Origin of the sequence: Streptomyces sp. NPDC008121, assembly GCF_042957155.1 — a bacterium.
Lineage (GTDB): Bacteria > Actinomycetota > Actinomycetes > Streptomycetales > Streptomycetaceae > Streptomyces.
On the sequence record NZ_JBIBHT010000003.1, the window covers coordinates 418,639 to 440,210 of the forward strand.

Genomic DNA, 21,572 nt, shown 5'->3' on the forward strand with positions numbered 1-21,572 from the left:
TCCTGAGCGGGTCCGGCCCTCCGGGTGTCACGGAGGGCCGGGCCGCGAGGGGAGTTACGCCAGGCCGAGGCGCTCGGCGGCGGCGGCCGCGTCGACCGGGACGGTGACGGGCTGGGGCGCTCCGGCGACCGCCCAGTCGGGGTCCTTCAGGCCGTTGCCGGTGACGGTGCAGACGATCCGCTGGCCGGGGTCGACCTTGCCCTGCTCGGCGGCCTTCAGCAGGCCGGCGACGGAGGCGGCGGAGGCGGGCTCCACGAAGACGCCCTCCTGCGAGGCCAACAGGCGGTACGCGCGCAGGATCTCACGGTCCGTCACCTCGTCGATGAAGCCGCCGGACTCGTCCCGGGCCGCGATCGCGTAGTCCCAGGAGGCCGGGTTGCCGATGCGGATAGCGGTGGCGATGGTCGACGGGTCCTTGACGACCTCGCCGCGCACCAGCGGCGCCGAGCCGGAGGCCTGGAAGCCCCACATGCGCGGGCGGTGCGTGGAGAGCGCGTCGGCGGCGTACTCGGTGTACCCCTTCCAGTACGCCGTGATGTTGCCGGCGTTCCCGACGGGCAGGACGTGGATGTCGGGGGCGTCGCCGAGCATGTCGACGATCTCGAAGGCGGCGGTCTTCTGGCCCTCGATACGTACCGGGTTGACCGAATTGACCAGCGCCACCGGGTAGTTCTCGGAGAGGGAGCGGGCCAGGGTGAGGCAGTCGTCGAAGTTGCCGTCGACCTGGAGGATCTTCGCGCCGTGCACGAGGGCCTGGCCCATCTTGCCGAGCGCGATCTTGCCCTGCGGCACGAGGACGGCCGACACCATGCCGGCGCGTACGGCGTAGGCCGCCGCCGAGGCGGAGGTGTTGCCGGTGGAGGCGCAGATGACGGCCTGCGCGCCCTCCTCCTTGGCCCGGGTGATGGCCATGGTCATGCCGCGGTCCTTGAAGGAGCCGGTGGGGTTGGCGCCCTCGACCTTGAGGTGCACCTCGCAGCCCGTGCGCTCGGAGAGGACCTGGGCGGGGACGAGCGGCGTGCCGCCCTCACGGAGCGTGACGACCGGCGTCGTGTCCGTGACCGGAAGGCGGTCCCGGTACTCCTCGATGATGCCGCGCCACTGGTGGGTGCCCTTGCTGGTCATGGGTCCTTACTCCCCTTCAACACGCATGATGCTGGCGACACCGCGCACGGTGTCGAGCTTGCGCAGCGCTTCGACGGTCCCGGAGAGGGCGGCGTCGGGCGCGCGGTGGGTGACGACGACGAGGGAGGCCTCGCCGCCGCCGTCGGGTCGGCCTTGCTGGCGTACCGTGTCGATCGATACGCCGTGCTCGGCGAAGACCGTCGCGACCTGGGCGAGAACGCCCGGCTTGTCGGCCACGTCGAGGCTGATGTGGTACCGCGTCACCACGTCGCCCATGGGGCTCACGGGCAGCTGGGTGTACGCGGACTCGCCGGGGCCCGTGGCCTCGTTGAGCTTGTTGCGGCAGACGGCGACGAGGTCGCCGAGCACGGCGGAGGCGGTCGGAGAGCCGCCGGCGCCGGGGCCGTAGAACATGAGCCGCCCGGCGGCCTCCGCCTCGACGAAGACCGCGTTGTAGGCCTCGCGGACGGAGGCGAGCGGGTGGCTGAGCGGGATCATCGCGGGGTGCACGCGCGCGGTGACGGACCCGCCGTCCGCGGAGCGCTCGCAGATGGCGAGCAGCTTGATGGTGCAGCCCATCCGCTTGGCGGAGGCGAAGTCGGCTGCGGTGACCTCGGTCATGCCCTCGCGGTAGACGTCGTCGAGGCGCACGCGCGTGTGGAAGGCGATTCCGGCGAGGATCGCGGCCTTGGCGGCGGCGTCGAAGCCCTCCACGTCGGCGGTCGGGTCGGCTTCGGCGTACCCGAGGGCGGTGGCCTCGTCGAGCGCCTCGGAGTAGCCGGCGCCGTTGGTGTCCATCCGGTCGAGGATGAAGTTGGTGGTGCCGTTGACGATGCCCATCACCCGGTTGATCTTGTCGCCGGCGAGGGACTCGCGCAGCGGCCGGATCAGGGGGATGGCGCCCGCGACGGCGGCCTCGTAGTAGAGGTCCTGGCCGTGCTGGTCGGCGGAGGCGTAGAGGTTCGCGCCGTCCTGGGCGAGGAGCGCCTTGTTCGCCGAGACGACGGAGGCGCCGTGCTCGAAGGCGGTGGTGATGAGGGTGCGGGCCGGCTCGACACCGCCGATGACCTCGACGACGACGTCGATGTCGCCCCGTTTGACCAGGGCGGTGGCATCGGTGGTGATCAGCTCCGCGGGGATGCCCTCGCGGACCTTGTCGGGGCGGCGGACCGCCACGCCGGCGAGCTCGACCGGGGCGCCGATGCGCGCGGCGAGGTCGTCGGCGTGCGTCGTCATGATGCGCGCCACCTCTGAGCCGACCACACCACAGCCCAGCAGCGCCACCTTCAGCGGACGCGTACGCATCATCCGACCTCGTTTCTCGTACTTCTTCGTATCTCTACGGTGGGACCAGTCTCACTCACCGGACGGAGGTTTCTGCCCTCCGTCCGGATCCTGAGACATCTATTTCATCAGCCGACATCGAGACGCAGGAGATCTTCCTCCGTCTCGCGCCGGACGATCACCCGGGCCGCGCCGTCGCGGACGGCGACGACGGGCGGGCGGAGCGCGTGGTTGTAGTTGCTGGCCATGGAGCGGCAGTACGCGCCGGTGGCGGGCACGGCGATGAGGTCGCCGGGCGCCAGGTCGGCGGGCAGGAACGCGTCCTTGACCACGATGTCACCGCTCTCGCAGTGCTTGCCGACGACGCGGGAGAGCATCGGCTCGGCGTCACTCGTCCGCGACACCAGGGCGACGCTGTATTCGGCGTCGTACAGCGCGGTGCGGATGTTGTCGGACATTCCGCCGTCGACGCTGACGTACGTCCGCAGCCCTTCGAGGGGCTTGACGGTGCCGACCTCGTAGAGGGTGAACGCGGTGGGGCCGACGATGGCGCGGCCGGGCTCGACGGAGATGCGGGGGGTGCGGAGCCCGGCGGACTCGCATTCGCGGGTGACGATCTCGTTCAGGGCCTTGGCGATGTGGTGGGGCTCGCGGGGGTCGTCGTCGGAGGTGTAGGCGATGCCGAGGCCGCCGCCGAGGTCGATCTCGGGCAGTTCGACGCCGTGCTCGTCGCGGACTTCGGCGAGCAGCTGGACGACGCGGCGGGCGGACACCTCGAAACCGGCCATGTCGAAGATCTGGGATCCGATGTGCGAGTGGATCCCGATGAGTTCGAGCCCGTCGAGCTTGAGGGCGCGCCGCACGGCCTCGGCGGCCTGCCCGCCGGCCAGCGCGATGCCGAACTTCTGGTCCTCGTGGGCGGTGGCGATGAACTCGTGGGTGTGAGCCTCGACGCCGACGGTGACGCGGATCTGGACGCGCTGGCGCTTGCCGAGGGACTGGGCGGTGTGGGCGACGCGGACGATCTCCTGGAAGGAGTCGAGGACGATGCGGCCGACCCCGGCCTCGATGGCGCGGCGGATCTCCTCGGGCGACTTGTTGTTGCCGTGGTAGGCGATGCGTTCGGCGGGCATGCCGGCGTCGAGGGCGGTGGTGAGCTCTCCGGCGGAGCACACGTCGAGGTTGAGCCCCTCCTCGGTGAGCCAGCGGACGACGGCGCGGGAGAGGAACGCCTTGCCGGCGTAGAAGACGTCCGCGTCGGCGCCGAAGGCCTCGGCCCAGGCGCGGCAGCGGGCGCGGAAGTCGGACTCGTCGAGGAAGTAGGCGGGTGTGCCGAACTCCTGCGCGAGCCGGGTCACCGGCAGCCCGGCGACGGTCACGACGCCGTCGTCGCCCCGGTCGACGGTCCTGGACCACACCTTCGGGTCGAGGAGGTTGAGGTCGGCGGGCGGGGCGGAGTAGTGGCCCTCGGGGTAGACGTCGGCGTGACGGGGCCCGGCGGGGTGGGCGGAACGGCTCATGTCTGCATCTTTCACATCTGGTCGGGGGCGCTGATGCCGAGCAGGGAGAGGCCACCGGCGAGCACCGTCCCGGCGGCTTCGGCGAGCGCGAGCCGGGAACGGTGGGCGGCCGAGGGTTTCTCGTCGCCGCGGGGCAGCACGGTGTGCTGGAAGTCGAGCAGCGCGTCGGCGGTGGCCTCGAGGTGCCGGGCGACCCGGTCGGGGGCGCACAGGCGGGCGGCGGATGCGAGGACGAGGGGGTGGTCGCCGAGGCGCGTGGCGAGTTCCCGTCCGTCCTCGACGTGCTCCTCGGCCGCGCTCCGGAAGCCGAGCTGTCCGGCGTTGCGGAGGAGGGCGCGGGTACGGGAGTGGGCGTACCGGACGCGGAAGAGGGGGTTGCCCTCGGACTGGCGCAGGAGGTCGTCGCCGAGCCGGGGCGCGTCGTGCGCGGCGGCGGCGAGGAGCCCCCAGCGGGCGGCGTCGACGCCGAGGCGCCGGGCGAGCTGGGCGGCGGTGTACGGGGCGGGGAGGGGTGCGACGTCGGTGGCGAGCCGGCCGCGGCCGCCCTGGGCCTCGATCCGGACCCCGAGCCGGGTCCAGGCGGGGTCGGCGGCGTCTTCGCAGCTGGTGCGGACGAGGCAGCCCTGGGAGACGAGGATGCGCCGCAGGGCGTCGGCCGTGACGGCGGCCCGTACGTCGGCGCGGTAGGCGGGCTGGGCGCGTTCCCCGGTGGGTGGGCGCCATCCGTAGCGGGGGCCGAGGCGCAGGATGTCGCGTACGAGGGTCTGCTGGGCGTCGTCCCGGAGGGTGAAGTTGAGAAACCCGGGGCCGGTGACGTCGACGGAGGTGAAGGGGGGGTGGGGGTGGGGGGGCTGCCGGAGGGTGGCGGGGATGGGGGGGTCGGCGGGGAGGTCGCCGGCGGCGGGGCGGGGCTCGGGGTGGGGTGGCTCTTGGAGGATGCGGGCGAGGATCTCGGCGACGTCCCGGGGCGCGAGCCCGGCTTCGCGGGCCAGCTGGAGGGCGACCCCACTGACCCAGTCCCCGCGTCCCCCGGCCCGGGGCCGCTCGATCTTGACCCGCTCGGGCACGGTTCCCCGCAGCACACCACGGTCGACCGCGCTGCGCACGGCGTGCAGCACGGTGAGGGAGAGGTCCGCGGGGGTCACGGCACAAGCGTAGGGGAGGAGGGGGGTCGGAACGCGAACCGGTTTCGCGATGCGGGCAGGGGGGTGGCGGGGCTCGGGTCTGCCGGGTCTCGCGGGCGGAGGGGGCCGGGGAGACGGGGCCGGGCGGGGCCAGACAGGGCAGGGCATCGGAGCGACGAGGGTCGGAGGGGGGCGGGCCGGAGGGAGGAGGGGGCGCTATCGAGGCGAGCGGCGGCTCGCGCTCCCCGCCTGTCCGGCCCCTAGTCTGCTGCCGTCGACGGACGGCGACCCCTCCTGCCCGCCACCACGGCGCTCTCCGCGCCGGCCACCGCGCTCGTGTTGTCCCCGGCCTTCCCGGCGCATGAGCTGCCGCACGACCCGGACGAGTTCGGTGGGCTCGAAGGGCTTGGCGAGGAACGCGTCGATGCCGGCGGCGCCACCGTCCAGGTCGTAGTCGGTGCAGGCGCTGACGATCGCGACGGGCAGATGACTGGTACGCGGATCGGACCGCAGCCGCTCGGCGGTCCGCAGCCCGTCCAGTCGGGGCATCACGACGTCGAGGGTGACGACATCAGGACATACCTGATGCACGACATCCAGACACTCGGCACCATCGGCCGCGGTCACGACCTCGAAGCCCTCAAGCTCGAGGTTGACCCTGATCAACTGCCGGATCACGCGGTTGTCATCGACAACGAGCACCCGGCCGGGCACGCCTGACACACGACGAGAGTAGGTCGCGTGCAGAGGCTGCGTCCGGGTTTTGCCCACTTCCGACCCGTGCGGGGGAACGAGGACGCGGTGACGCGACGGAAATACCTGTTCACAGGCACGTCCCGGATGCTGGTAGGGTTCTACCCGTCGCCGCCGAACGCGGCGGACGCCCCCGTAGCTCAGGGGATAGAGCAACGGCCTCCGGAGCCGTGTGCGCAGGTTCGAATCCTGCCGGGGGCACTTCGCAGGAAGTGCCCGAAGACCCCGCCACCAGCTTTGACGCTGAGGACGGGGTCTTTCGCGTTGCGCAGGCGTGTGCCAGTGCTAACGACCTATTCGCGGCCTTGGCCGTGGGGCGAAGCGTCAGGCGAGAGGGAGTCCCCCTGACAAGTCCAGGGGTCTTTGGAGTGCTGGTGGATCATCCTCGGATCTCTCGTACCGAGGTGTGGCTCTCGTCGCTCAGCTCCAGCGTGCACGCGAGCTCAAAGGCAGCGAGGATCCGGCCCAACTCGTCGAGGCGCGCGGGGTCCACGACTCCGCTGAGTAGAACGTCCGAGCCGCCGACCGGATCGATCTCCACCTGACACCAGCCGGTTTCCACCTCGTAGCCGTCCCAGGATGACGATCGGGAGCGCCACGAAGAGTAAGACGAGGCGACGGCACGGGCTCGACCGTAGCCACCGACGTACGAAGCAGCCCCAGCTCGAACGACCCCGACGTTCAGGGGCCCGGCCACCCCCGCGCGGACCGGAACGATCGATTTCCCCTGAGGGCTCCCTCCTTGCCCTGTAGGTTCTCGGCATGGCCACGAGCAAAGCGATCGAAGATCCGGAATCGCGTTTCTCCGCGGTGCTGGCGGCGGCGGCGAACCTTCCGGGCGTGCGCATCCACAGGGAGGCGTACCTGCGAAAGGCCCTGGGTCGATACTGCTCCGAGGACGACATTCGCAAAGCGATCGACGAGACCCCCGCGGCGGCGGGTATCCCCCAGGAGATCCTGGACAAAGCAGCCAACGACTCCATCAACTACGAAACCACCAAGGCCAGCGCCCTCTCCGCGGCTGCCGGCATACCGGGCTTCATCGCACTGCCCGCCACTGTGCCCGCCGATATGGCGCAGTACTTCGGCCATATGCTGCGTATCGCGCAGAAGCTCGCCTACCTGTACAGCTGGCCCGATCTGTTCGCCGGCGACAGCGACGACATCGATGACGCGACCAAGGGAGTTCTCACGCTCTTCATCGGCGTCATGTGCGGAACCCAATCGGCGAACACGGCCGTGGGGAAGGTCGCGGGGCTGATGTCGAAACAGGTCGCGAAGAAGCTGCCGCAGAAGGCACTCACCCAGGGCGTCATCTATCCGATCGTCAAGAAGGTCGCGGCCTACCTCGGCGTTGAGATGACGAAGCAGACCTTCGCGAGGTCCGTCTCGAAGGCCATTCCTGTCGTCGGAGCCGTTATCTCCGGCGGACTCACTCTTGCGACCTACCTGCCGATGGCGAAGCGGCTGAAAAGGCATCTCTCCAGTTTGGAGTTGTCAAAGCCGACGCACCGGATCGTGGACCCGGACGTCGTCGTGGAGCACGAGTCCTCCACTGGCCACGCTGGCCACGCCGCGGAGCAGGAAGCGGACGACGCCGTCGTCCAAACCCCGCCGGCAACGGGAACGCTGAAGGCGAGGACTTCGCTCCTGCGCAAGCGCCGGCCGAGCTGAGCGGCGGGAGAAGGGCGAGCCTCCTGGGCGGGAGAGCGGAGGCAAAAGGCCAGCCCCTGGTCAGCCGCCTGGGCGTCAGAGGAGGCTGAGGGAAAAGGGGAGGACGGCGTGTCCAGCGCGATGCGCGCGCTGAAGCGCAGCTGGTGGCGAGCGACCCTGTTCTCAAGATCGAGAGCCAAGTGAACACACAACTCACCAAGGCCTATGGACTGCTGATGAGGCTGGCAGGGCAGGCGGACTCGCCCGCTCGGCAGGCTGGCCTCGATCAGGTCATCGGGCTCCTTGACCTCATCGTGGCGCAGCAAGCCCATGTGCGCGCGCTCATGCGGCTCGAGGTGCGTGCCACTCAAGAACTGCCCGACTGGTACGACCCGGAGGTCGGAGCGCACCCATAGCGCCGGGCCCGGTCATGGCGTCTTCAGGAGGTCGGGGAGAGATCTGTGGATGGAGCCGCTCGGGGCGTACGCGAGGCCGTAGCGTTCCCTCATGAGGTGTCGTTGTGTCGCGGTCGGTGCGTGGTTCAGGTCTTCCTTGGTGCCCACCACGGCCACGAGGTCGGGGGCGAAGGGGATTTCCGACGTCGGGGTGTGCAGGGCCCACCAGACGGTGACGTAATGCGGGGCGCGGGTGTTCTCCAGGACCGCGGTGCTGTGGGCGATGCGGGACTGGTGGCGGAAGGTGTTGACGGGGGCGGAATGGGTGACCCATTCCGGGGCCTTGCTCGTGGAGCCGTGGCGGAATTCCTTCGTCCAGGAGCTGGCGCCGGAGGCGGCGTAGTCGTCGAGGAGCTTCGCCCGGTCCTTTCTGAGGAAGACGATGTTCGCGGTGGCGGCGAGCACTTCGTAGGACTTCTCCTTCGGGAATTGGACGACCCGTTCCGTCACGACGTCGGCGCCCGGGTCGAGCACCATGGCCGCCGGGCCGGATCGGCCGATGAACTGGCCCTGGGAGAGGAGTTCGTAGCGGCCGGGAATGACGTCCGTATAGCGCATGAGGTCCCTCTGGCGGCTGTTGAGGTCCTGGAGCCAGTCCGTGTCAGGGCGGGGCTTGTCGACGTAGGAGTGTTCGCGTCCGCTCACCTGGTAGAGGGAGCCGAGGACGTACACGCCGACCTTGCCGGTGTTACGGGTGCGCAGGCGCACCGGGACGCTGACCGCGCCGTCCGGAGTGAGGGCGGTGGCGGGGCCGAAGTCGACGGAGGTCGTGAGCATCGCCGTCGCCGTGTAGGGCTGGTAGACCTGCGCGTGGGTGAAGTTGGCGACCGCCAGGATCCCCGCGAGCACCACGCCCGCCGCGAACCCCTTGGCGTGGGGCACATGCCGGAACACCCCGGCCCGGTAGAGCCCAGCAGGACCACGGCAGCAGGACGAGGAAGAGCGCGTACGGGGTGAAGCTGCCGTCCAGGTGCAGGATGAGCAGGACGACGTTGGTCAGCAGCGCGATCAGGACGCCGAGAATGACGAAGGCGCCCGAGTAGGTCGCCGGACGGGGCTGCGGAAGGTTGAGCAGGGAGCCGAGGGCGACGACTTCGAGGGCCGCCGCCGTCAGGAAGACGACACCGCTGATCCGGCCGGCGTACGTCAGTGCTCCCGTCACGTCCTCCGCACCGAACAGGGCCAGTTCGACCGCGGTCGCTGCCAGGCCGGCCGCCATCAGGATCCAGGGGGCGGCGGCCCTCCAGGACGGGGTGCGCTGTGCGTTCATGCCGGCACAGTGCCGAGGCCGGTCGGCGGGGCCAAGCCGCCCCTCCACGCCGTACGGGTGAAGCACGGGTGATGCGGGTGGCGCGCGCGGCCCTGGGCTTGCCCGGGGTCATCCGGCGTCCGGCCACTCCTGCGGGGGTGGGAGGAGCGTCGGGTCGGCCTGGCGGGACGCTCGCCGCGCGTTCTCGCCGCGCAGGGAGGTCAGCCACGGCCACAGGTCCGGCAGCGGTCGGGCCGCGCAGGCGAGCCGGTGTTCGATGCGGCAGCGCTGCTCCGGTACCGGCGGGCAGACGCCGTAGACGGTCACCCGGCCGTCGGACAGCACGATCCACCGGTGCTCCGCCGGCACCCTGTGCGCCGGCGGCATGACATCCGGCTCCAGCAGGACCCAGTCGTGTTCGGCCGTCGCCACGCGGTCCGCGAGGAGACCGCAGTGCGGGCAGCGGGACTGCCCGCCTCCCAGGCGACGCGGCCTGTCCTTGAATTCCCCCATACCGTGAGGGTCCGGCAGCCGGAGCGCCGCGCGAAGAGCGCGAATCGGACAGGGCGCATGGTGTCGTTGTGCTGTGGCGGGACGAAAGTCGACTCGGCAGGTGCATGGGGCAGCTTCCGACCGTCGGCTCGCGGCCGAGACATCGCGTCGTGTCCGTTCCCGTGGTCGTGCGGAGGGCGGAGACGTCAGTGCCGTGTCCACGCCCGGCGGTGGCGAGCGACGTCGTGGATCCGCTCCAACTGGTGGGCGTCCAGCACCCCGCTCAGCGGCCCGAGCGCGGAGACCTCCCGTTCGCGGCAGACGTGGACGTCGCCCGGGGCGCCGGAAGCCGTGACCAGCTCGGTCACACCGACGAAGACGAGAGCCGGCCGTACGGGGACGGGAAAGCCGCAGTGGCGCTCCAGCACCGCGCGCACGCGGTCGGCTTCGCGTCTGCTGGCCGCCACGTAGGGGACGGGGGGCCCGTGGTCGACCCGGGCCATCGTGTCCCCGACCCACACCGGCTTCCCCGCGTGGTGCTTGGTGTTGATGCAGAACACCCCGCCCGGCCCGACGAGCAGATGGTCGATGTCCGCACCCGACGGAAGCGTGATGCCGTGCAGCGCCCGCCAGCCGTACGGGGACAGCCGCTTCAGCTCCCGGCCCACCCGCCGCTCCCCCGCCAGCCCGGCGAACCACGGATCCCACTCGGAAGGGCGCCGGCACAGTCGCGCCCAGGCCCTCTCCAGCCGGGTCGGCCCCTTCGCGGCGATGAGGGAGAGGAGGGCGGCCCCGGGTCGGTTCAGGGCCAGGTCGTCGGCGGTCGTCAGGGCCGGTAAGCGGGGTACGTGCCCCCCGCGCGCCGCTCGTGCAACAGCCGGAGGGGGCGCGGGAGGCGTCGCGGGAGGTGTCCGGACCCCGGACGGGCTGCGAACCGGGGTCGGCGCCGGAGGTCGGGCGGGCTCCGGAGGTCGAGCGGGCGCCGGGGAGGGCGGCGCCTTCGGGGACGACGGTGGAGGCGCCGCGGCGAGGTGCGGCCGGAGGGCTTCCAGGGCCGCCCGCCGGTGCTCCTCCGCGAGGACCTGCACCCTGCCCGTGCGGCGGTCCGCCCACGCGACCGCCGTGCCGTCGGGCAGGTTCACGTACAGCCGATCGTGCCCGGGCCGCTTCCACTCGCTGACTCTCAGACCGCTCATCCCGCCCCCTGACCTGTGTCATCCCCGCCGCTATCGCAGCAGCAGGGGACGAACCGCACAAGAGCGCCCGGGAGTCGGACGCCTTCTCGTCCCCGATCGGGGGGAGTTGAGGGAAATCCGCCCGGGCACCCGGCGGGGCGGATCACAATGCGCGCATGAGTGATGACTGGAAGCGACGGATCGATCGGATGCGTGACGCGCTCGAGCGGGAGGGTGATCCGGTCGCCTGGGTGCGGGAGACCGATGCCGCGCGGGCTTCCGCCCTCTATCCGGGGGTTGCCGTGCGGGGGGCGGTGTTCGGGGTGGCGGTGGAGCGGGAGCGGGGGTGGGAGGTGGTCGTGGAGATGCGGGGGGCGACGCCGCAGGAGGCGCGGGACGGGTTGCATTCGATCCTGTGGTTCCGCGCCAAGGACGACACCGACGACCCCGCCGTGCGCCGTGATCTCCTCGCCGCCGTCGCGATCATGGAGCGGGAGTCCGTCGACGAGGTCCGGGTCCGCGGGGAGCGGTACCGGGTCGTCCGGGGTGACGAGTTCGCGCGCTGCGGGGACGACGGGCTCGAGCCGCCCCGCGCCACCGATCCCGAGCCGGTCGACCCGGGCTGGGAGGAGAAGCACACGGCCGCCTCCCCGGACGAGGGGTTCGTCCTGGATCCCGTACGGGAGGAGGGGCTGATGGACGAGGTCCTGAAGCTGGGGATGCGCGAGTTCGTGTACTCCGGGGAGCGTTTTCCCGCCGCCGTACGGGACGACTCGCTGCGGGCCGTCGCCTCGCACGCGGACATCGCCCTGCTGCCGGTCGTCTTCGGCATCGCCGAGCGGCGCGGGGAGGGGTGGCGGCCCCGCGGCGGTCTGATGCCGACCCCGCACGACGCCCGGCGGCTGCTGTACGACGGGATGACCTCCACCTGGCCCCTCCTCTACGAGTTCGACGACGAGAAGCGCGAGCGCTACCGCCTCGCCGGCGAGCGGTTCCGGGCGGCCGGGCGAGCCGACGAGGCGCGGGTGGACGACCGGATCTTCCGGATCTGCCGGATCTCGCGCCTGGTCCGCTTCGGACCCGACGGGCCCGAGCCGCCCCGCCCCTCGGACGTCGACGACTACGGGCCCATGAAGATGCACCCGACCATGGACGAGGACGGGACCGTCCACTACGCGACCGAGGGGTGAGCGAGGGAGACGGCCAGGAGGGGGACCTGAGGAGGGGCCGGCCGCGGGGTTTCCGCGCGGGGAGACCTGCAAAGGGGACCAGCCGCCGGGTTCCCGTACGGAGAGACCCGCGGAGGGGACCAGCCGGCGGGTTTCCGCGCGGTGCGAGGATGACCGCATGGGATCGCTTCTTTACGTCACCGACCTGGGCTATCAGGCGCGCGGCCGCCGCTACTGCGACGAGGACATCTGGCTCTCCGGCCGGCTGCGCGAGGAGTTCGATCTCGCCCTCGTCCACCCCCTCGACGCCGCCGCGCTGATCGACCGCTTCGACTCCGTCGTCGTCCGCAACAGCGGCCCCGTCCTCCACTACCAGGAGGCGTACGACCACTTCCGCGCCGCCGCGCTCGCCGCCGGCACCCGGATGTTCAACTCCCTCACCGGCAAGGGCGACATGGCCGGGAAGGAGTACCTCCTCCATCTGTCGAGGGAGGGATTTCCGGTCATTCCCACGGCGGGGTACCGCGAGGAGTTCGCGAGGCTGCCGAAGGCCGACGAGTACGTCGTGAAACCGCTCCTCGGCGCCGACTCGGTCGGCCTGCGCTTCGTCGACGGGGCGGACCTCGCGGACGTCGACCCGGCCGGCATGCTCGTACAGCCGCGCATCCCGTTCACGTACGAGGTGTCGTTCTACTTCGTCGGGCGCGACTTCCAGTACGCGCTCCACGCACCCGACCCGGAGGCCCGCTGGGTGCTCCGGCCGTACGAGCCGACCGGCCCGGACCTGGAGTTCGCCCGGCGGTTCGTGGACTGGAACGACCTGCCGTACGGGATCCAGCGCGTCGACGCCTGCCGGGCGCCGGACGGGGAGCTCCTCCTCGTCGAACTGGAGGACCTCAATCCGTACCTCTCGCTCGACCTCGTCGGAGAGGCCGAGCGCGAGCGGTTCGTCGCCGCCATGACCAGCTCGCTGCGGGAGCTGCTGCGGGAGCCGCGGGCGGCAGCCGGCCGGTAGGGGCAGCGGGGGTGCCTGGTGCTCGGGGGGAGGCGGGCCGGCGCTCGGGGAGGGAGGGCGCCGGGTATCGCGGCAGGGGTCGTTGAGCCGCTGAGCCGTTACGCCGCCCACCGTCATGTCGTTACGCCGCCCGCGGTCACGCCCGTCCGACGGTCCGCGGTCCCGCCCGTCCGCCGTCACGCCGAGCGCTTGCGCGGTGTCGCCTTCTTCGCCTGCGACTTCTTCGCCGTCGACGCCTTCGACCCCGCCGTCGACGCCTTCGAAGACCCCGACCCCGACGTCGTCTTCTTCGCCGCCGCCTTCTTCGCCGTCGACTTCCGGGCCGGCTCGGCCGTCTTCTTCGCCGCCGTCTTCGAGGTCGACTTCTTCGCGTCCGTCTCCTTCGGCGTCGTCCTGCTCCTCGTCGCGGCCGTCTTCTTCCGCGGCTTGAGCTCCGTCACCGAGGCCGGCTTCTCCGCCGCCGGCGCGGACGGCTGCTCGCCGCGGGCCTCCTTGGCCGCGCGGACGCTGCTCTCCAGCGCCGCCATCAGGTCGATCACCCTGCCGCCGCCCTCCGACGCCGGCTCCGGGGGCGCCACGGCCTCGCCGCCCTCCGCCTTCGCGGCGATCATCTCCTCGACCGCCTCCCGGTAGTCGTCGTGCAGGGTGGTGATGTCGACCTCGCCCAACGTCGCCATCAGGGCGTCCGCCAGGTCGAGTTCGGCCTCCCTCACCGACACCGGCGTCTCCGGGGCCACGCCTTCCGGGGCGCGGATCTCGTCCGGCCACAGCAGGCCGTGCATCGCGATCACGTCCTCCACCACCCGGAGCATCCCGAGCCGCTCCCGCCCCCGCAGGGCGTACTTCACCACCGCCACCCTGTCGCTGCGCTTCAGCGCCTCGCGCAGCAGGGTGTACGGCTTGGCGGCGGGTACGCCGTTCGCCGAGAGGTAGTACGCGGCGTCCATCTGGAGCGGGTCGATCTCGTTCGCCGGGACGAAGGAGACGATCTCGATCGTCTTCGCCGTCGGGAGCGGAAGGGACGCCAGGTCGTCGTCGGTGATCGGGATCATGGTCCCGTCCGCGTCCTCGTACGCCTTGCCGATGTCGGCCTGGGTGACCTCTTCGCCGTCCAGCTCGCACACCTTGCGGTAGCGGATGCGGCCGCCGTCCTCGGTGTGGATCTGGCGGAAGGACACGGACCGGCTCTCGGTGGCGTTCACCAGCTTGATCGGGATGCTGACCAGGCCAAAGGAGATGGCGCCGTTCCAAATGGATCGCACGTTTCATCCCTTCCGTGTGGGCTTGCACAGAAATGCCGGATTCGTGGGATTCTCATCCTATGACGCCGATCACGGAGGTGGAGGGGCGGCGCCTGGCCCTCAGCAATCTGGACAAGGTCCTCCACCCGGCCACGGGCACCACCAAGGGCGAGCTGCTGCACTACTACGCCACCGTCGCGGACGCCCTCCTCCCCCATCTGCGGGACCGGCCGGTGTCCTTCCTGCGCTATCCCGACGGCCCGGACGGGCAGCTCTTCTTCACCAAGAACCCGCCGCCCGGCACGCCCACCTGGGTGACCACCGCGCCGGTGCCCCGCTCCGAGGACCCCCGCGCCCGCCAGATCGTCGTCCAGGACCTCGCCTCGCTGATGTGGGCGGCGAACCTCGTCGTGGAGTTCCACACGCCCCAGTGGCGCAACGACGCCCCCGCCGTCGCCGACCGCATCGTCTTCGACCTCGACCCGGGGCCGCCCGCCACCGTCGTGGAGTGCTGCCGGGTCGCCCTCTGGCTGCGCGAGCGGCTCGCCGCCGACGGCCTGGAGGCCTACGCCAAGACCTCCGGGTCCAAGGGCCTCCACCTCCTCGTACCCCTGGAGCCGACGCCCTCCGAGGAGGTCTCGGCGTACGCGAAGCAGCTCGCCGTCCAGGCCGAGGCGGACCACCCCGCGCTGGTCGTGCACCGGATGAACCGCGCCCTGCGGCCCGGCAAGGTCTTCGTCGACCACAGTCAGAACGCCGCCGCCAAGACCACCGCCACGCCGTACACCCTGCGCGCCCGGGCACGGCCGACCGTCTCCGCGCCCGTGACCTGGGAGGAGGTCGAGGCGTGCGACGACCCGGCGCGGCTCGACCTCGTCATGGACGACATCGCGCCACGCATCGAGCGGTACGGGGACCTCCTCGGGGGGCTCTTCGAACCGGAGCGGGCCGGGGCCCTGCCCTGACCTGTACGGCGGGGGTGAGGGGTGGGCGGGGTGCTCAGTGTCAGTCGAAGTCCGCCGCCGAGGTCTCCGGTGTCAGGTCCGGGCGCAGGCGCAGCCAGGAGGGCTGGCGGAGCATTCCGGCCCGGGTGCGGACGGCGTAGCGGACCTCGCCCACCAGCCGTGGCAGCACCCAGTGCGCCCCGGCCACCGGTGGCACCTCGGAGAAGGGGCACTCCTCGATCTCGGCGGCGTACAGCAGCCGGGCCAGGTCGGCGCGTTCCGGTTCGCTCCAGCCGGTGCCCACGCTGCCGACATAGCGCAGCCCGCCCGCGTGCCGCTGGCCCATCAGGACCGAGCCGGGCAGGCCGGTCAGCCGGCCGCCGCCGGGGAGCCAGCCCCCGACGACGATGTCGGCGGTGCGCATGTTGCGGATCTTGATCCAGTGGCGGGAGCGTTCGCCCGGCTCGTAACGGGAGCTGATCCGCTTGCAGACCAGGCCCTCCAGCCCGTGCTCGCGGGTCGCGCGCAGCGCGGTCTCGCCGTGGCCGATGAGGGCGCCCGGGGTCGACCAGGTCGGGCCGCTCAGCGCGAGACCTTCGAGTTCCCCCCGGCGCTGCGCCCAGGTCCGGCCGGTCAGCAGCCGACCGTCCAGGAACAGGACGTCGAACAGGACCGCGTGCACCGGGTCCCGCGCGGCGAGCTGCCTCGCCCGCGCGGGAGAGGCCGCCAGACCGAACCGCGGCTGGAGCCGGGCGAAGTCGCTGTGCCCGTTCTCGTCGAGCATGACGATCTCCCCGTCGAGGACCGCCGTACGCCCCGTCGGCAGCGCCCGGCCGAGCGGCCCCAGCTCCGGGTAGGCGGCGGTGACGTCCTCGCCCGACCGCGAACGGACCACCAGCCTGCCGTCCCCGGGGAGGTAGAAGATCGCTCTTTGGCCATCCTGTTTCGTCTCGAAGGCCCATGCGGTGTCCTGCCGGGCGGGCGGCAGCGCGCCGGCCGTGGCGAGCATCGGGGCGATACGGGGGAGGTCCACGGCTCAGAGGTCACCCGTGAGGCTCGCCGCTACTCCCCGATCCCGGCCGATTCAGCCATGAGACACACGGAGACGGCGGGCAGCGGAGCCGGAGGAGGCGCGTGGCCTGCGGGTCCGGGGGCGGCTCGGGGGCGGTTCGGCTGGCCGGGGGCGGCGCGGGCTCGGCGCGTGGCCTGCGGGTTCCGGGCCGGTGCGTGGCCTGCGGGTTCCGGGTCGGTGCGGAGGTCGGTTCCCCGGCCGGGGCGGGTCCGGGGCTCGTCCGCTTGGCCCCTGCCGCCGAGTCGACGCCGTGGCGGCCCCCGGTCGCCGGCGTGTCGCCGGTGTGTCGCCGCCGCGTCGCCGTCGAGCCGTCGCCCGGTTGCACGCCGATCCGCCGGAGTCAACTCCCCTGGCGCGTGCGCCGGGTGGCGCAAAGCAAGCGCCTCGCGCCGTGTTCGCGGGACGCGTCCGTTCAGCGGGCCCTTGTTGACGGTGACGTGGTGCACACTTGCTGCCTGGTACAGCGCTCACGGGGAAGGCGGCGGCCGCATGCTGACGGGGATCGAGGAGGTCGACTGGGCCTCGCTGGGGCATGCGTACGGCCCCGCGGACGACGTTCCGGAGCTGCTGCGCGGGCTCGCCTCGGACGACTCCACGGAGCGCGAGGTCGCTCTCGACGGCATGTACGGCACCGTGCACCACCAAGGCGATGTGTACGACTCGACGCTCGCCTGCATCCCCTTCCTCCTCGAACTCGTCGCCGACCCGGCCGTCCAGGACCGCGGCGGCATCGTGGAGCTGCTGACCAGCATCGGCGGCATCGACCTCGGCGCGGACGAGGATCTCGACGAGCTGGACCAGCTCGACGCGGAGGACGGCGAGTTCATCCCGGCCGCCAACTACGCGATGGCCTCGGCCGCCGTCGCCGCCGGGGCCGACGTCTTCCTCTCGCTCGTCGGCGACCCCGACCCGGAGGTGCGGCTCGCCGCCCCTTGCGCGCTCGCCTCGATGCATCCCGAGCCGGCGCGCGTCCTGACGCTGCTGCGGGAGCGGCTGACGGTCGAGTGCGATACGGAGGTACGGCTGGCCCTGGTCGAGGCGGTCGGGCGGATCGCCCGGCGGCACGAGTCGCTGCGGGCGGAGACGGTCGACTGGCTCGGCTGGCTCACCCGCGCGGCCCAGGCCCCCGGCCTCCGGTTGGCGGCCCTGGCGCAGCTGGCCCGCTGCGCGCCCGCCGAGGTCCCGGCGGACGTCGCCGAGCAGGTGGCCGCGCTGCTGGACGAGGTGCGTGCGGCCCCACCGGAGCCTTCGGTCCCCTCCGACTCGGGCTCCGTCGGTTCCCCTGGCTCCCCCGGCTCCTTCAGCTCCGGCTCCGCCGGCTCCTCGGGCCGCTTCGGCGAGGGAGGACAGGCGGACCCGCGCGCCTACGCGGACCCGGACGCCTTCCTGAGGCCGGGGCCGGGCCCCGCCTCCGTGCCCGGATCCGGGCACGGTCGCGGATCCGGCTCCGGGCCCGGGTGCGACTCCGGGTCCCGCGCCGCGCTCGCGCCCGACGCCGCCTTGGCGTACACCCCCGCCGCCACGCCGTGGACCGACGAACTCCTGCGCACCCTGCACACCGCCCTCGACGACCGTGTCGACGACCGGATCGCCCTGATCCTCGCCCAACTGCGCAGCCCCGACCGGTCTCAGCGCTCGGACGCCATCTGGCTCTGCGGGGGGCTGATACGGATGTGGCGCGGGGGGTACGACGAGGTGGTGCGGCTCGTCGGGGCCCAGCTCGCCGACCCCGACCCGAGGCTGCGCGAGGCCGCCACCTCGTTCCTGGAACGGCTCTTCGAACTGACCGGCCCCGCCGCGGACGCCCTCGCCGCCCTGTCCGCACGGGTCTCCTCGACGCCCCCCGCTCTCCGGGGCCAGGAGGGGTGGGGCCCGCCGGCCGGGGCCCGGGCCGGCTCCCGCCCCGGGGCCGGGGCCGGGGCGAGCGCGTGGGTGCGCGCCGGGGGCTGCGGGGCGCTGCTCGCCCTGGCCCGCTCGGGTGACGCCCGGGCGGTGCCGCTCCTCGCCAAGGCGCTCGCGGAGCCGGAGGTCCGCCGCGAACTGCTCTACGCCGTCGACGCGCTGGGGCCTGCCGCCGTACCGCTCGCGCCCGCCCTGCGCCGAAGACTCGCCCGCGTCGAGCTGGACGACCGGCTGTACGACCATGCCGCGCCGCTGCTCTTCGCCCTGACGGCGATCCGGGGTGCGCAGGCGCTGCCCGAAGTGCTGCGGGTGCTGCGCGGAGCGCCGCCGAACCGGCGGGACTGGGTGCGGGAGGCGGCGCTGCGCGCGCTGGCCGCCTTCGGCCCGGCCGCGCGGGAGGCCGTCCCCGACATCCGGGAGCTGCTGCTCGGCGACGCGGCCACGGTCTCGGCGAGCGCGGCGCTCGCCCTGTGGTCGGTGGAGGGCGACGCCGTCGCCGTCCTGCCCGCCCTGGAGGCATGGCTGCGGCCGGGCGTCCCCGACCCGGAGTGGTGCGCGGCCGCCCGCGCCCTGGGCTCGATCGGCCCGGCGGCGGCGGACGGCGCGCCCGCGCTGCGTCCTGGCCTGAAGGCCCGGGACCTGTGGGTGCGGGTGGCGGCCGCGGCGGCCCTGTGGCGGGTGACGGGGGACGTGGAGTCGACGCTGCCGGTACTGCTCAGGGCCTGGGAGGAGAACCCGCACGCGCGCGTGGACATCGCCGCGTGCCTCGCGGAGATGGGCCCGGCGGCGCGGGACGCCGAACCGGCGATCCGGGACGAACTGGGCAGGCGCCGCCGCCACAACGTCCGCGAACACGGGTCGGGCAGCCACGACATCCACCAGGACGAGAAGCTCGTGACCCTGTGCCGTGCGGCCCTCGACCGGATGGAGTGGGGCCGACTCGGCTGACGGCCGGGCGGCTGACCGCCGAGGGGACACGTCGGGGCGCCGGACGCGGCCGGGCGGCCGGGCGGCCGGGCGGCCCGGTAAGAGGACCCGACCCCACCCCCCTTCCCTCCTCTCGCCCACCCCGTGGACAAAAAGGACTTCCCTACGAATAAGGTCGAGGGAAGACCGAGACGGATCGTCCCGAGGAGGAGCGTGAGACCGCGCCGCGTCCCGCGCGCCGCCGCCGTGGCCCTGGCCGCCGCGGCGGCGCTCGTCGGGCTCGCCGGCTGCGGCGACGAGGGCGGGCTGGAGAGCGCCGGCCCCACGCCCTCCGCCGTCGGCCCCGTCCGGCTCTGGCCCGACCTGCCGCCCGCGACCGCGCCGCCCCTCGACTACGGCGAGACCGTCACCGAGCGCGTCCCCGGCATCGAGGTCCCCGACGACGACGTCCACCGCGTCGCCCCCGTGGCCGTCGTCCAGGCCGAGGTGAAGGCGCACCCCGACACGTACAGCGGGCCTGACGGCATGTACGAGGAGACCGCGCGCCGCATCGCCCGGTGCGGCACGGAACCGAAGGCGTGCCCGGTCATGCGGCCGTACTACCACGACCTGACCGGCGACGGCCGGGACGACCTGATCGTCGGCATCCGCATGCCCGACCAGCAGGTCGGCGTACGCGTCTACCTCGCCGAGGACGGCGGCCTCACCCGCGTCATGTCCACCGTCGACCAGGTGATCAGCGTGGACCTGGCGGGCCGGGACCTGATCATGCGGGTCAGTTCGGCCGGCATCCCGGGGTACGAGTACCGGACCGCCTGGACCTGGGACGAGCAGCAGCACGCGATGCTGGCGACCCGCGACGAGATCATCCGGGTGAAGCCGCGCGCTCCGTCCGCGTCGGCCGCCCCCGAGCCCCGCCCCGCCGACCCCACGCCGACCCCGGGCATCCCGTCCCGGACCACCCCGGCGCCGCCTCCGCCGCCGTCCGCCGCCGCCCCCGAGGCGGCCCGCCCATGAGCCCCCGGCCCCGGGTCCGCCCCCGGCAGCCTCGCCTCCGGCTTCCCGCCTGGACCGCGACCCTGACCTGGAAGGCCGCCGTCTTCATCGCGGTCATGTGCTGCGCGCTCGCGGCCCTCCTCGGCGTCCTCGTACATGTCTCGGTGACCGACCGGACCGTGGAGGACGCCCGTGAGCGGGCGCTGGCCCGGCTCACCACGGCCGCCCGCGCCTACGAGGCGGGCGAGCCGCTCCCCCGGACCGCCGGGATCGACCCCGTGGGCCTGCCCGACCCGCTCCGCGCCCTCGCGCTCGGAGGGCAGAGCGGCACGATGGTCGACTCGTACGAAGGTCGCCCGACGATGTGGGCGGCGGGCCCGGCCGACGGCCGCGCCCTCGCCGTGCGCACGGACTTCGCGGCGAGCGCGGAGACCATCAACGGGCTCGACCGTTCGATCGTCGGGTCCTCGGTCCTGGCGATCGGGGCGACCCTGCTGGTGGGCGCCTTCGCGGTCACCCGGATCACCCGGCGGCTGCACCTGACCGCCCAGGTGGCCCGCCGGATCAGCGCCGGCGACCTCGACGCGCGCGTCGACGACCCCCGTACGCACGATCCTTCACGCCCGCAGGACGAGGTCGCCACCGTCTCCGGGGCGCTCGACACCATGGCCTCCTCGCTCCAGCGCAAACTGCAGAGCGAGCAGCGCTTCACCGCCGACGTGGCGCACGAGCTGCGCACCCCGCTGACCGGCCTGTCCGCCGCCGCCGAGCTGCTGCCGGAGGGGCGGCCGTCGGAGCTCGTACGGGACCGGGTGAAGGCGATGCGCGGGCTGACCGAGGACCTGCTGGAGATCTCGCGGCTCGACGCCCGTAACGAGACCGTGGACCTCGCCGTACACGAACTCGGACCGCTCGCGGAGCGGGTGGTGCGGGCCTCGGGGACGGACACCGCCGTACGGATCGAGCGCGACGCACCGGTGGAGACAGACCGGCGGCGGCTGGAGCGGGTGCTCGGCAACCTCGTCTCCAACGCCCACCGGCACGGCGCCCCGCCGGTCGTCCTGACGGTCGACGGGCCGGTCGTGACCGTACGGGACCACGGCGACGGCTATCCGCCCTACCTCCTCGACCTGGGGCCGCAGCGCTTCCGCACCGAGGGGCGGGGCAAGGGGCACGGCCTCGGGCTGACGATCGCGGCCGGCCAGGCCGAGGTGATCGGGGCGCGCCTGGAGTTCGCGGCCGCGCCGGGCGGCGGCGCCCTGGCCCGGCTGAGCCTGCCGGAGTACGGAGGGGACCCGGACGGGACGGACGGGACGGACGGGAAGGCCGAGCCGGACGGGACGGCCGAGCCGGACGGGACGGATGGGATGGGCCACCCGTAGGGCCTCGACGCTCCGGAGCGGGCCCGTCGTCCGACTGGCGGCACACCGTCACACATAAGGGATATAAGGCATACAGCTTGCTACGTTGCGGACC

The 21,572-nt window shown here is 72.8% G+C and carries 18 protein-coding genes and 1 tRNA gene; 9 read left to right on the top strand and 10 right to left on the bottom strand.

Translation table 11 applies throughout. The features are described from left to right. Positions 1-54: 54 nt before the first annotated feature. From thrC to ACFZBD_RS11970, 5 genes are all read right to left on the bottom strand, one after another. Positions 55-1,125, bottom strand: coding sequence for a threonine synthase (gene thrC, locus ACFZBD_RS11950; protein ID WP_391139220.1), 1,071 nt, complete (start codon positions 1,123-1,125; stop codon positions 55-57). A 6-nt stretch (positions 1,126-1,131) separates the two neighbouring features. Next, positions 1,132-2,430 carry a homoserine dehydrogenase gene (locus tag ACFZBD_RS11955; RefSeq protein ID WP_391139668.1) on the bottom strand — a complete coding sequence of 433 codons (1,299 nt, stop codon included), beginning with the start codon at positions 2,428-2,430 and terminating at the stop codon, positions 1,132-1,134. A gap of 107 nt (positions 2,431-2,537) precedes the next feature. Then, a complete protein-coding gene (lysA, locus tag ACFZBD_RS11960) occupies positions 2,538-3,929 on the bottom strand; it encodes a diaminopimelate decarboxylase (protein WP_391139221.1) in 1,392 nt (463 codons plus the stop codon). Positions 3,930-3,940: 11 nt separating this feature from the next. Further along, positions 3,941-5,074, bottom strand: coding sequence for an ArgS-related anticodon-binding protein NrtL (gene nrtL, locus ACFZBD_RS11965; protein WP_391139222.1), 1,134 nt, complete (start codon positions 5,072-5,074; stop codon positions 3,941-3,943). Between the two features lie 195 nt (positions 5,075-5,269). Next, complete coding sequence (locus ACFZBD_RS11970; protein WP_391139223.1) at positions 5,270-5,824, bottom strand: response regulator; 555 nt, start codon at positions 5,822-5,824, stop codon at positions 5,270-5,272. A gap of 111 nt (positions 5,825-5,935) precedes the next feature. Between ACFZBD_RS11970 and ACFZBD_RS11975 the strand changes: the two genes are divergently transcribed. From ACFZBD_RS11975 to ACFZBD_RS11985, 3 genes are all read left to right on the top strand, one after another. Further along, positions 5,936-6,007: transfer RNA gene (locus ACFZBD_RS11975), tRNA-Arg, on the top strand. Between the two features lie 561 nt (positions 6,008-6,568). Then, a complete protein-coding gene (locus tag ACFZBD_RS11980; protein WP_391139224.1) occupies positions 6,569-7,480 on the top strand; it encodes a hypothetical protein in 912 nt (303 codons plus the stop codon). Between the two features lie 143 nt (positions 7,481-7,623). After that, positions 7,624-7,875 carry a hypothetical protein gene (locus ACFZBD_RS11985; protein ID WP_391139225.1) on the top strand — a complete coding sequence of 84 codons (252 nt, stop codon included), beginning with the start codon at positions 7,624-7,626 and terminating at the stop codon, positions 7,873-7,875. A gap of 12 nt (positions 7,876-7,887) precedes the next feature. Here the strand turns inward: ACFZBD_RS11985 and ACFZBD_RS11990 are convergent, their stop codons facing one another. The 3 genes from ACFZBD_RS11990 to ACFZBD_RS12000 form a co-directional block, all read right to left on the bottom strand. After that, the gene (locus tag ACFZBD_RS11990) at positions 7,888-8,796 is read right to left on the bottom strand and encodes a hypothetical protein (RefSeq protein ID WP_391139226.1); all 909 of its coding nucleotides are present in this window, start codon (positions 8,794-8,796) and stop codon (positions 7,888-7,890) included. A 496-nt stretch (positions 8,797-9,292) separates the two neighbouring features. Beyond that, on the bottom strand, positions 9,293-9,676 hold the full coding sequence (locus tag ACFZBD_RS11995) for a DUF6083 domain-containing protein (protein ID WP_391139227.1): 384 nt from the start codon (positions 9,674-9,676) through the stop codon (positions 9,293-9,295). Between the two features lie 185 nt (positions 9,677-9,861). After that, positions 9,862-10,851: an NERD domain-containing protein gene (locus ACFZBD_RS12000; protein WP_391139228.1), complete on the bottom strand. Its 990-nt coding sequence runs from the start codon at positions 10,849-10,851 to the stop codon at positions 9,862-9,864. Positions 10,852-11,006: 155 nt separating this feature from the next. Between ACFZBD_RS12000 and ACFZBD_RS12005 the strand changes: the two genes are divergently transcribed. Together ACFZBD_RS12005 and ACFZBD_RS12010 are read left to right on the top strand one after the other, a co-directional pair. After that, positions 11,007-12,020, top strand: coding sequence for a DUF5954 family protein (locus tag ACFZBD_RS12005; RefSeq protein WP_391139229.1), 1,014 nt, complete (start codon positions 11,007-11,009; stop codon positions 12,018-12,020). Between the two features lie 157 nt (positions 12,021-12,177). Beyond that, the gene (locus ACFZBD_RS12010; protein WP_391139230.1) at positions 12,178-13,014 is read left to right on the top strand and encodes a hypothetical protein; all 837 of its coding nucleotides are present in this window, start codon (positions 12,178-12,180) and stop codon (positions 13,012-13,014) included. A 176-nt stretch (positions 13,015-13,190) separates the two neighbouring features. Here the strand turns inward: ACFZBD_RS12010 and ACFZBD_RS12015 are convergent, their stop codons facing one another. Next, on the bottom strand, positions 13,191-14,276 hold the full coding sequence (locus ACFZBD_RS12015; RefSeq protein WP_391139231.1) for a Ku protein: 1,086 nt from the start codon (positions 14,274-14,276) through the stop codon (positions 13,191-13,193). A 59-nt stretch (positions 14,277-14,335) separates the two neighbouring features. On the opposite strand from ACFZBD_RS12015, the gene ligD reads away from it, so the two are divergent. Then, positions 14,336-15,220 carry a non-homologous end-joining DNA ligase gene (gene ligD, locus ACFZBD_RS12020; protein ID WP_391139232.1) on the top strand — a complete coding sequence of 295 codons (885 nt, stop codon included), beginning with the start codon at positions 14,336-14,338 and terminating at the stop codon, positions 15,218-15,220. A 40-nt stretch (positions 15,221-15,260) separates the two neighbouring features. On the opposite strand, the gene ACFZBD_RS12025 is transcribed toward ligD, so the two are convergent. Then, a complete protein-coding gene (locus ACFZBD_RS12025; protein WP_391139233.1) occupies positions 15,261-16,232 on the bottom strand; it encodes an ATP-dependent DNA ligase in 972 nt (323 codons plus the stop codon). Positions 16,233-16,760: 528 nt separating this feature from the next. On the opposite strand from ACFZBD_RS12025, the gene ACFZBD_RS12030 reads away from it, so the two are divergent. The 3 genes from ACFZBD_RS12030 to ACFZBD_RS12040 all read left to right on the top strand — a co-directional run bounded on the left by ACFZBD_RS12030 (position 16,761) and on the right by ACFZBD_RS12040 (position 21,478). Continuing rightward, the gene (locus ACFZBD_RS12030; RefSeq protein ID WP_391139234.1) at positions 16,761-19,121 is read left to right on the top strand and encodes a PBS lyase; all 2,361 of its coding nucleotides are present in this window, start codon (positions 16,761-16,763) and stop codon (positions 19,119-19,121) included. Between the two features lie 192 nt (positions 19,122-19,313). Continuing rightward, positions 19,314-20,117 (top strand): hypothetical protein, encoded by an 804-nt coding sequence (locus ACFZBD_RS12035; RefSeq protein ID WP_391139235.1) that lies wholly within the window; start codon positions 19,314-19,316, stop codon positions 20,115-20,117. Then, positions 20,114-21,478, top strand: coding sequence for an ATP-binding protein (locus ACFZBD_RS12040; RefSeq protein WP_391139236.1), 1,365 nt, complete (start codon positions 20,114-20,116; stop codon positions 21,476-21,478). The genes ACFZBD_RS12035 and ACFZBD_RS12040 overlap by 4 nt, the downstream gene beginning before the upstream one ends. Positions 21,479-21,572: the final 94 nt, after the last annotated feature.

Excerpts from the sequence above, each read along its gene's own strand:
- ligD (WP_391139232.1), top strand. The coding sequence starts at position 14,336 with ATGACGCCGATCACGGAGGTGGAGGGGCGGCGCCTGGCCCTCAGCAAT.
- ACFZBD_RS11995 (WP_391139227.1), bottom strand. The coding sequence starts at position 9,676 with ATGGGGGAATTCAAGGACAGGCCGCGTCGCCTGGGAGGCGGGCAGTCC.
- thrC (WP_391139220.1), bottom strand. The coding sequence starts at position 1,125 with ATGACCAGCAAGGGCACCCACCAGTGGCGCGGCATCATCGAGGAGTAC.
- ACFZBD_RS12030 (WP_391139234.1), top strand. The coding sequence starts at position 16,761 with ATGCTGACGGGGATCGAGGAGGTCGACTGGGCCTCGCTGGGGCATGCG.
- ACFZBD_RS12005 (WP_391139229.1), top strand. The coding sequence starts at position 11,007 with ATGAGTGATGACTGGAAGCGACGGATCGATCGGATGCGTGACGCGCTC.
- ACFZBD_RS11980 (WP_391139224.1), top strand. The coding sequence starts at position 6,569 with ATGGCCACGAGCAAAGCGATCGAAGATCCGGAATCGCGTTTCTCCGCG.
- ACFZBD_RS12040 (WP_391139236.1), top strand. The coding sequence starts at position 20,114 with ATGAGCCCCCGGCCCCGGGTCCGCCCCCGGCAGCCTCGCCTCCGGCTT.
- ACFZBD_RS12010 (WP_391139230.1), top strand. The coding sequence starts at position 12,178 with ATGGGATCGCTTCTTTACGTCACCGACCTGGGCTATCAGGCGCGCGGC.
- ACFZBD_RS11955 (WP_391139668.1), bottom strand. The coding sequence starts at position 2,430 with ATGCGTACGCGTCCGCTGAAGGTGGCGCTGCTGGGCTGTGGTGTGGTC.
- ACFZBD_RS12000 (WP_391139228.1), bottom strand. The coding sequence starts at position 10,851 with ATGAGCGGTCTGAGAGTCAGCGAGTGGAAGCGGCCCGGGCACGATCGG.
- lysA (WP_391139221.1), bottom strand. The coding sequence starts at position 3,929 with ATGAGCCGTTCCGCCCACCCCGCCGGGCCCCGTCACGCCGACGTCTAC.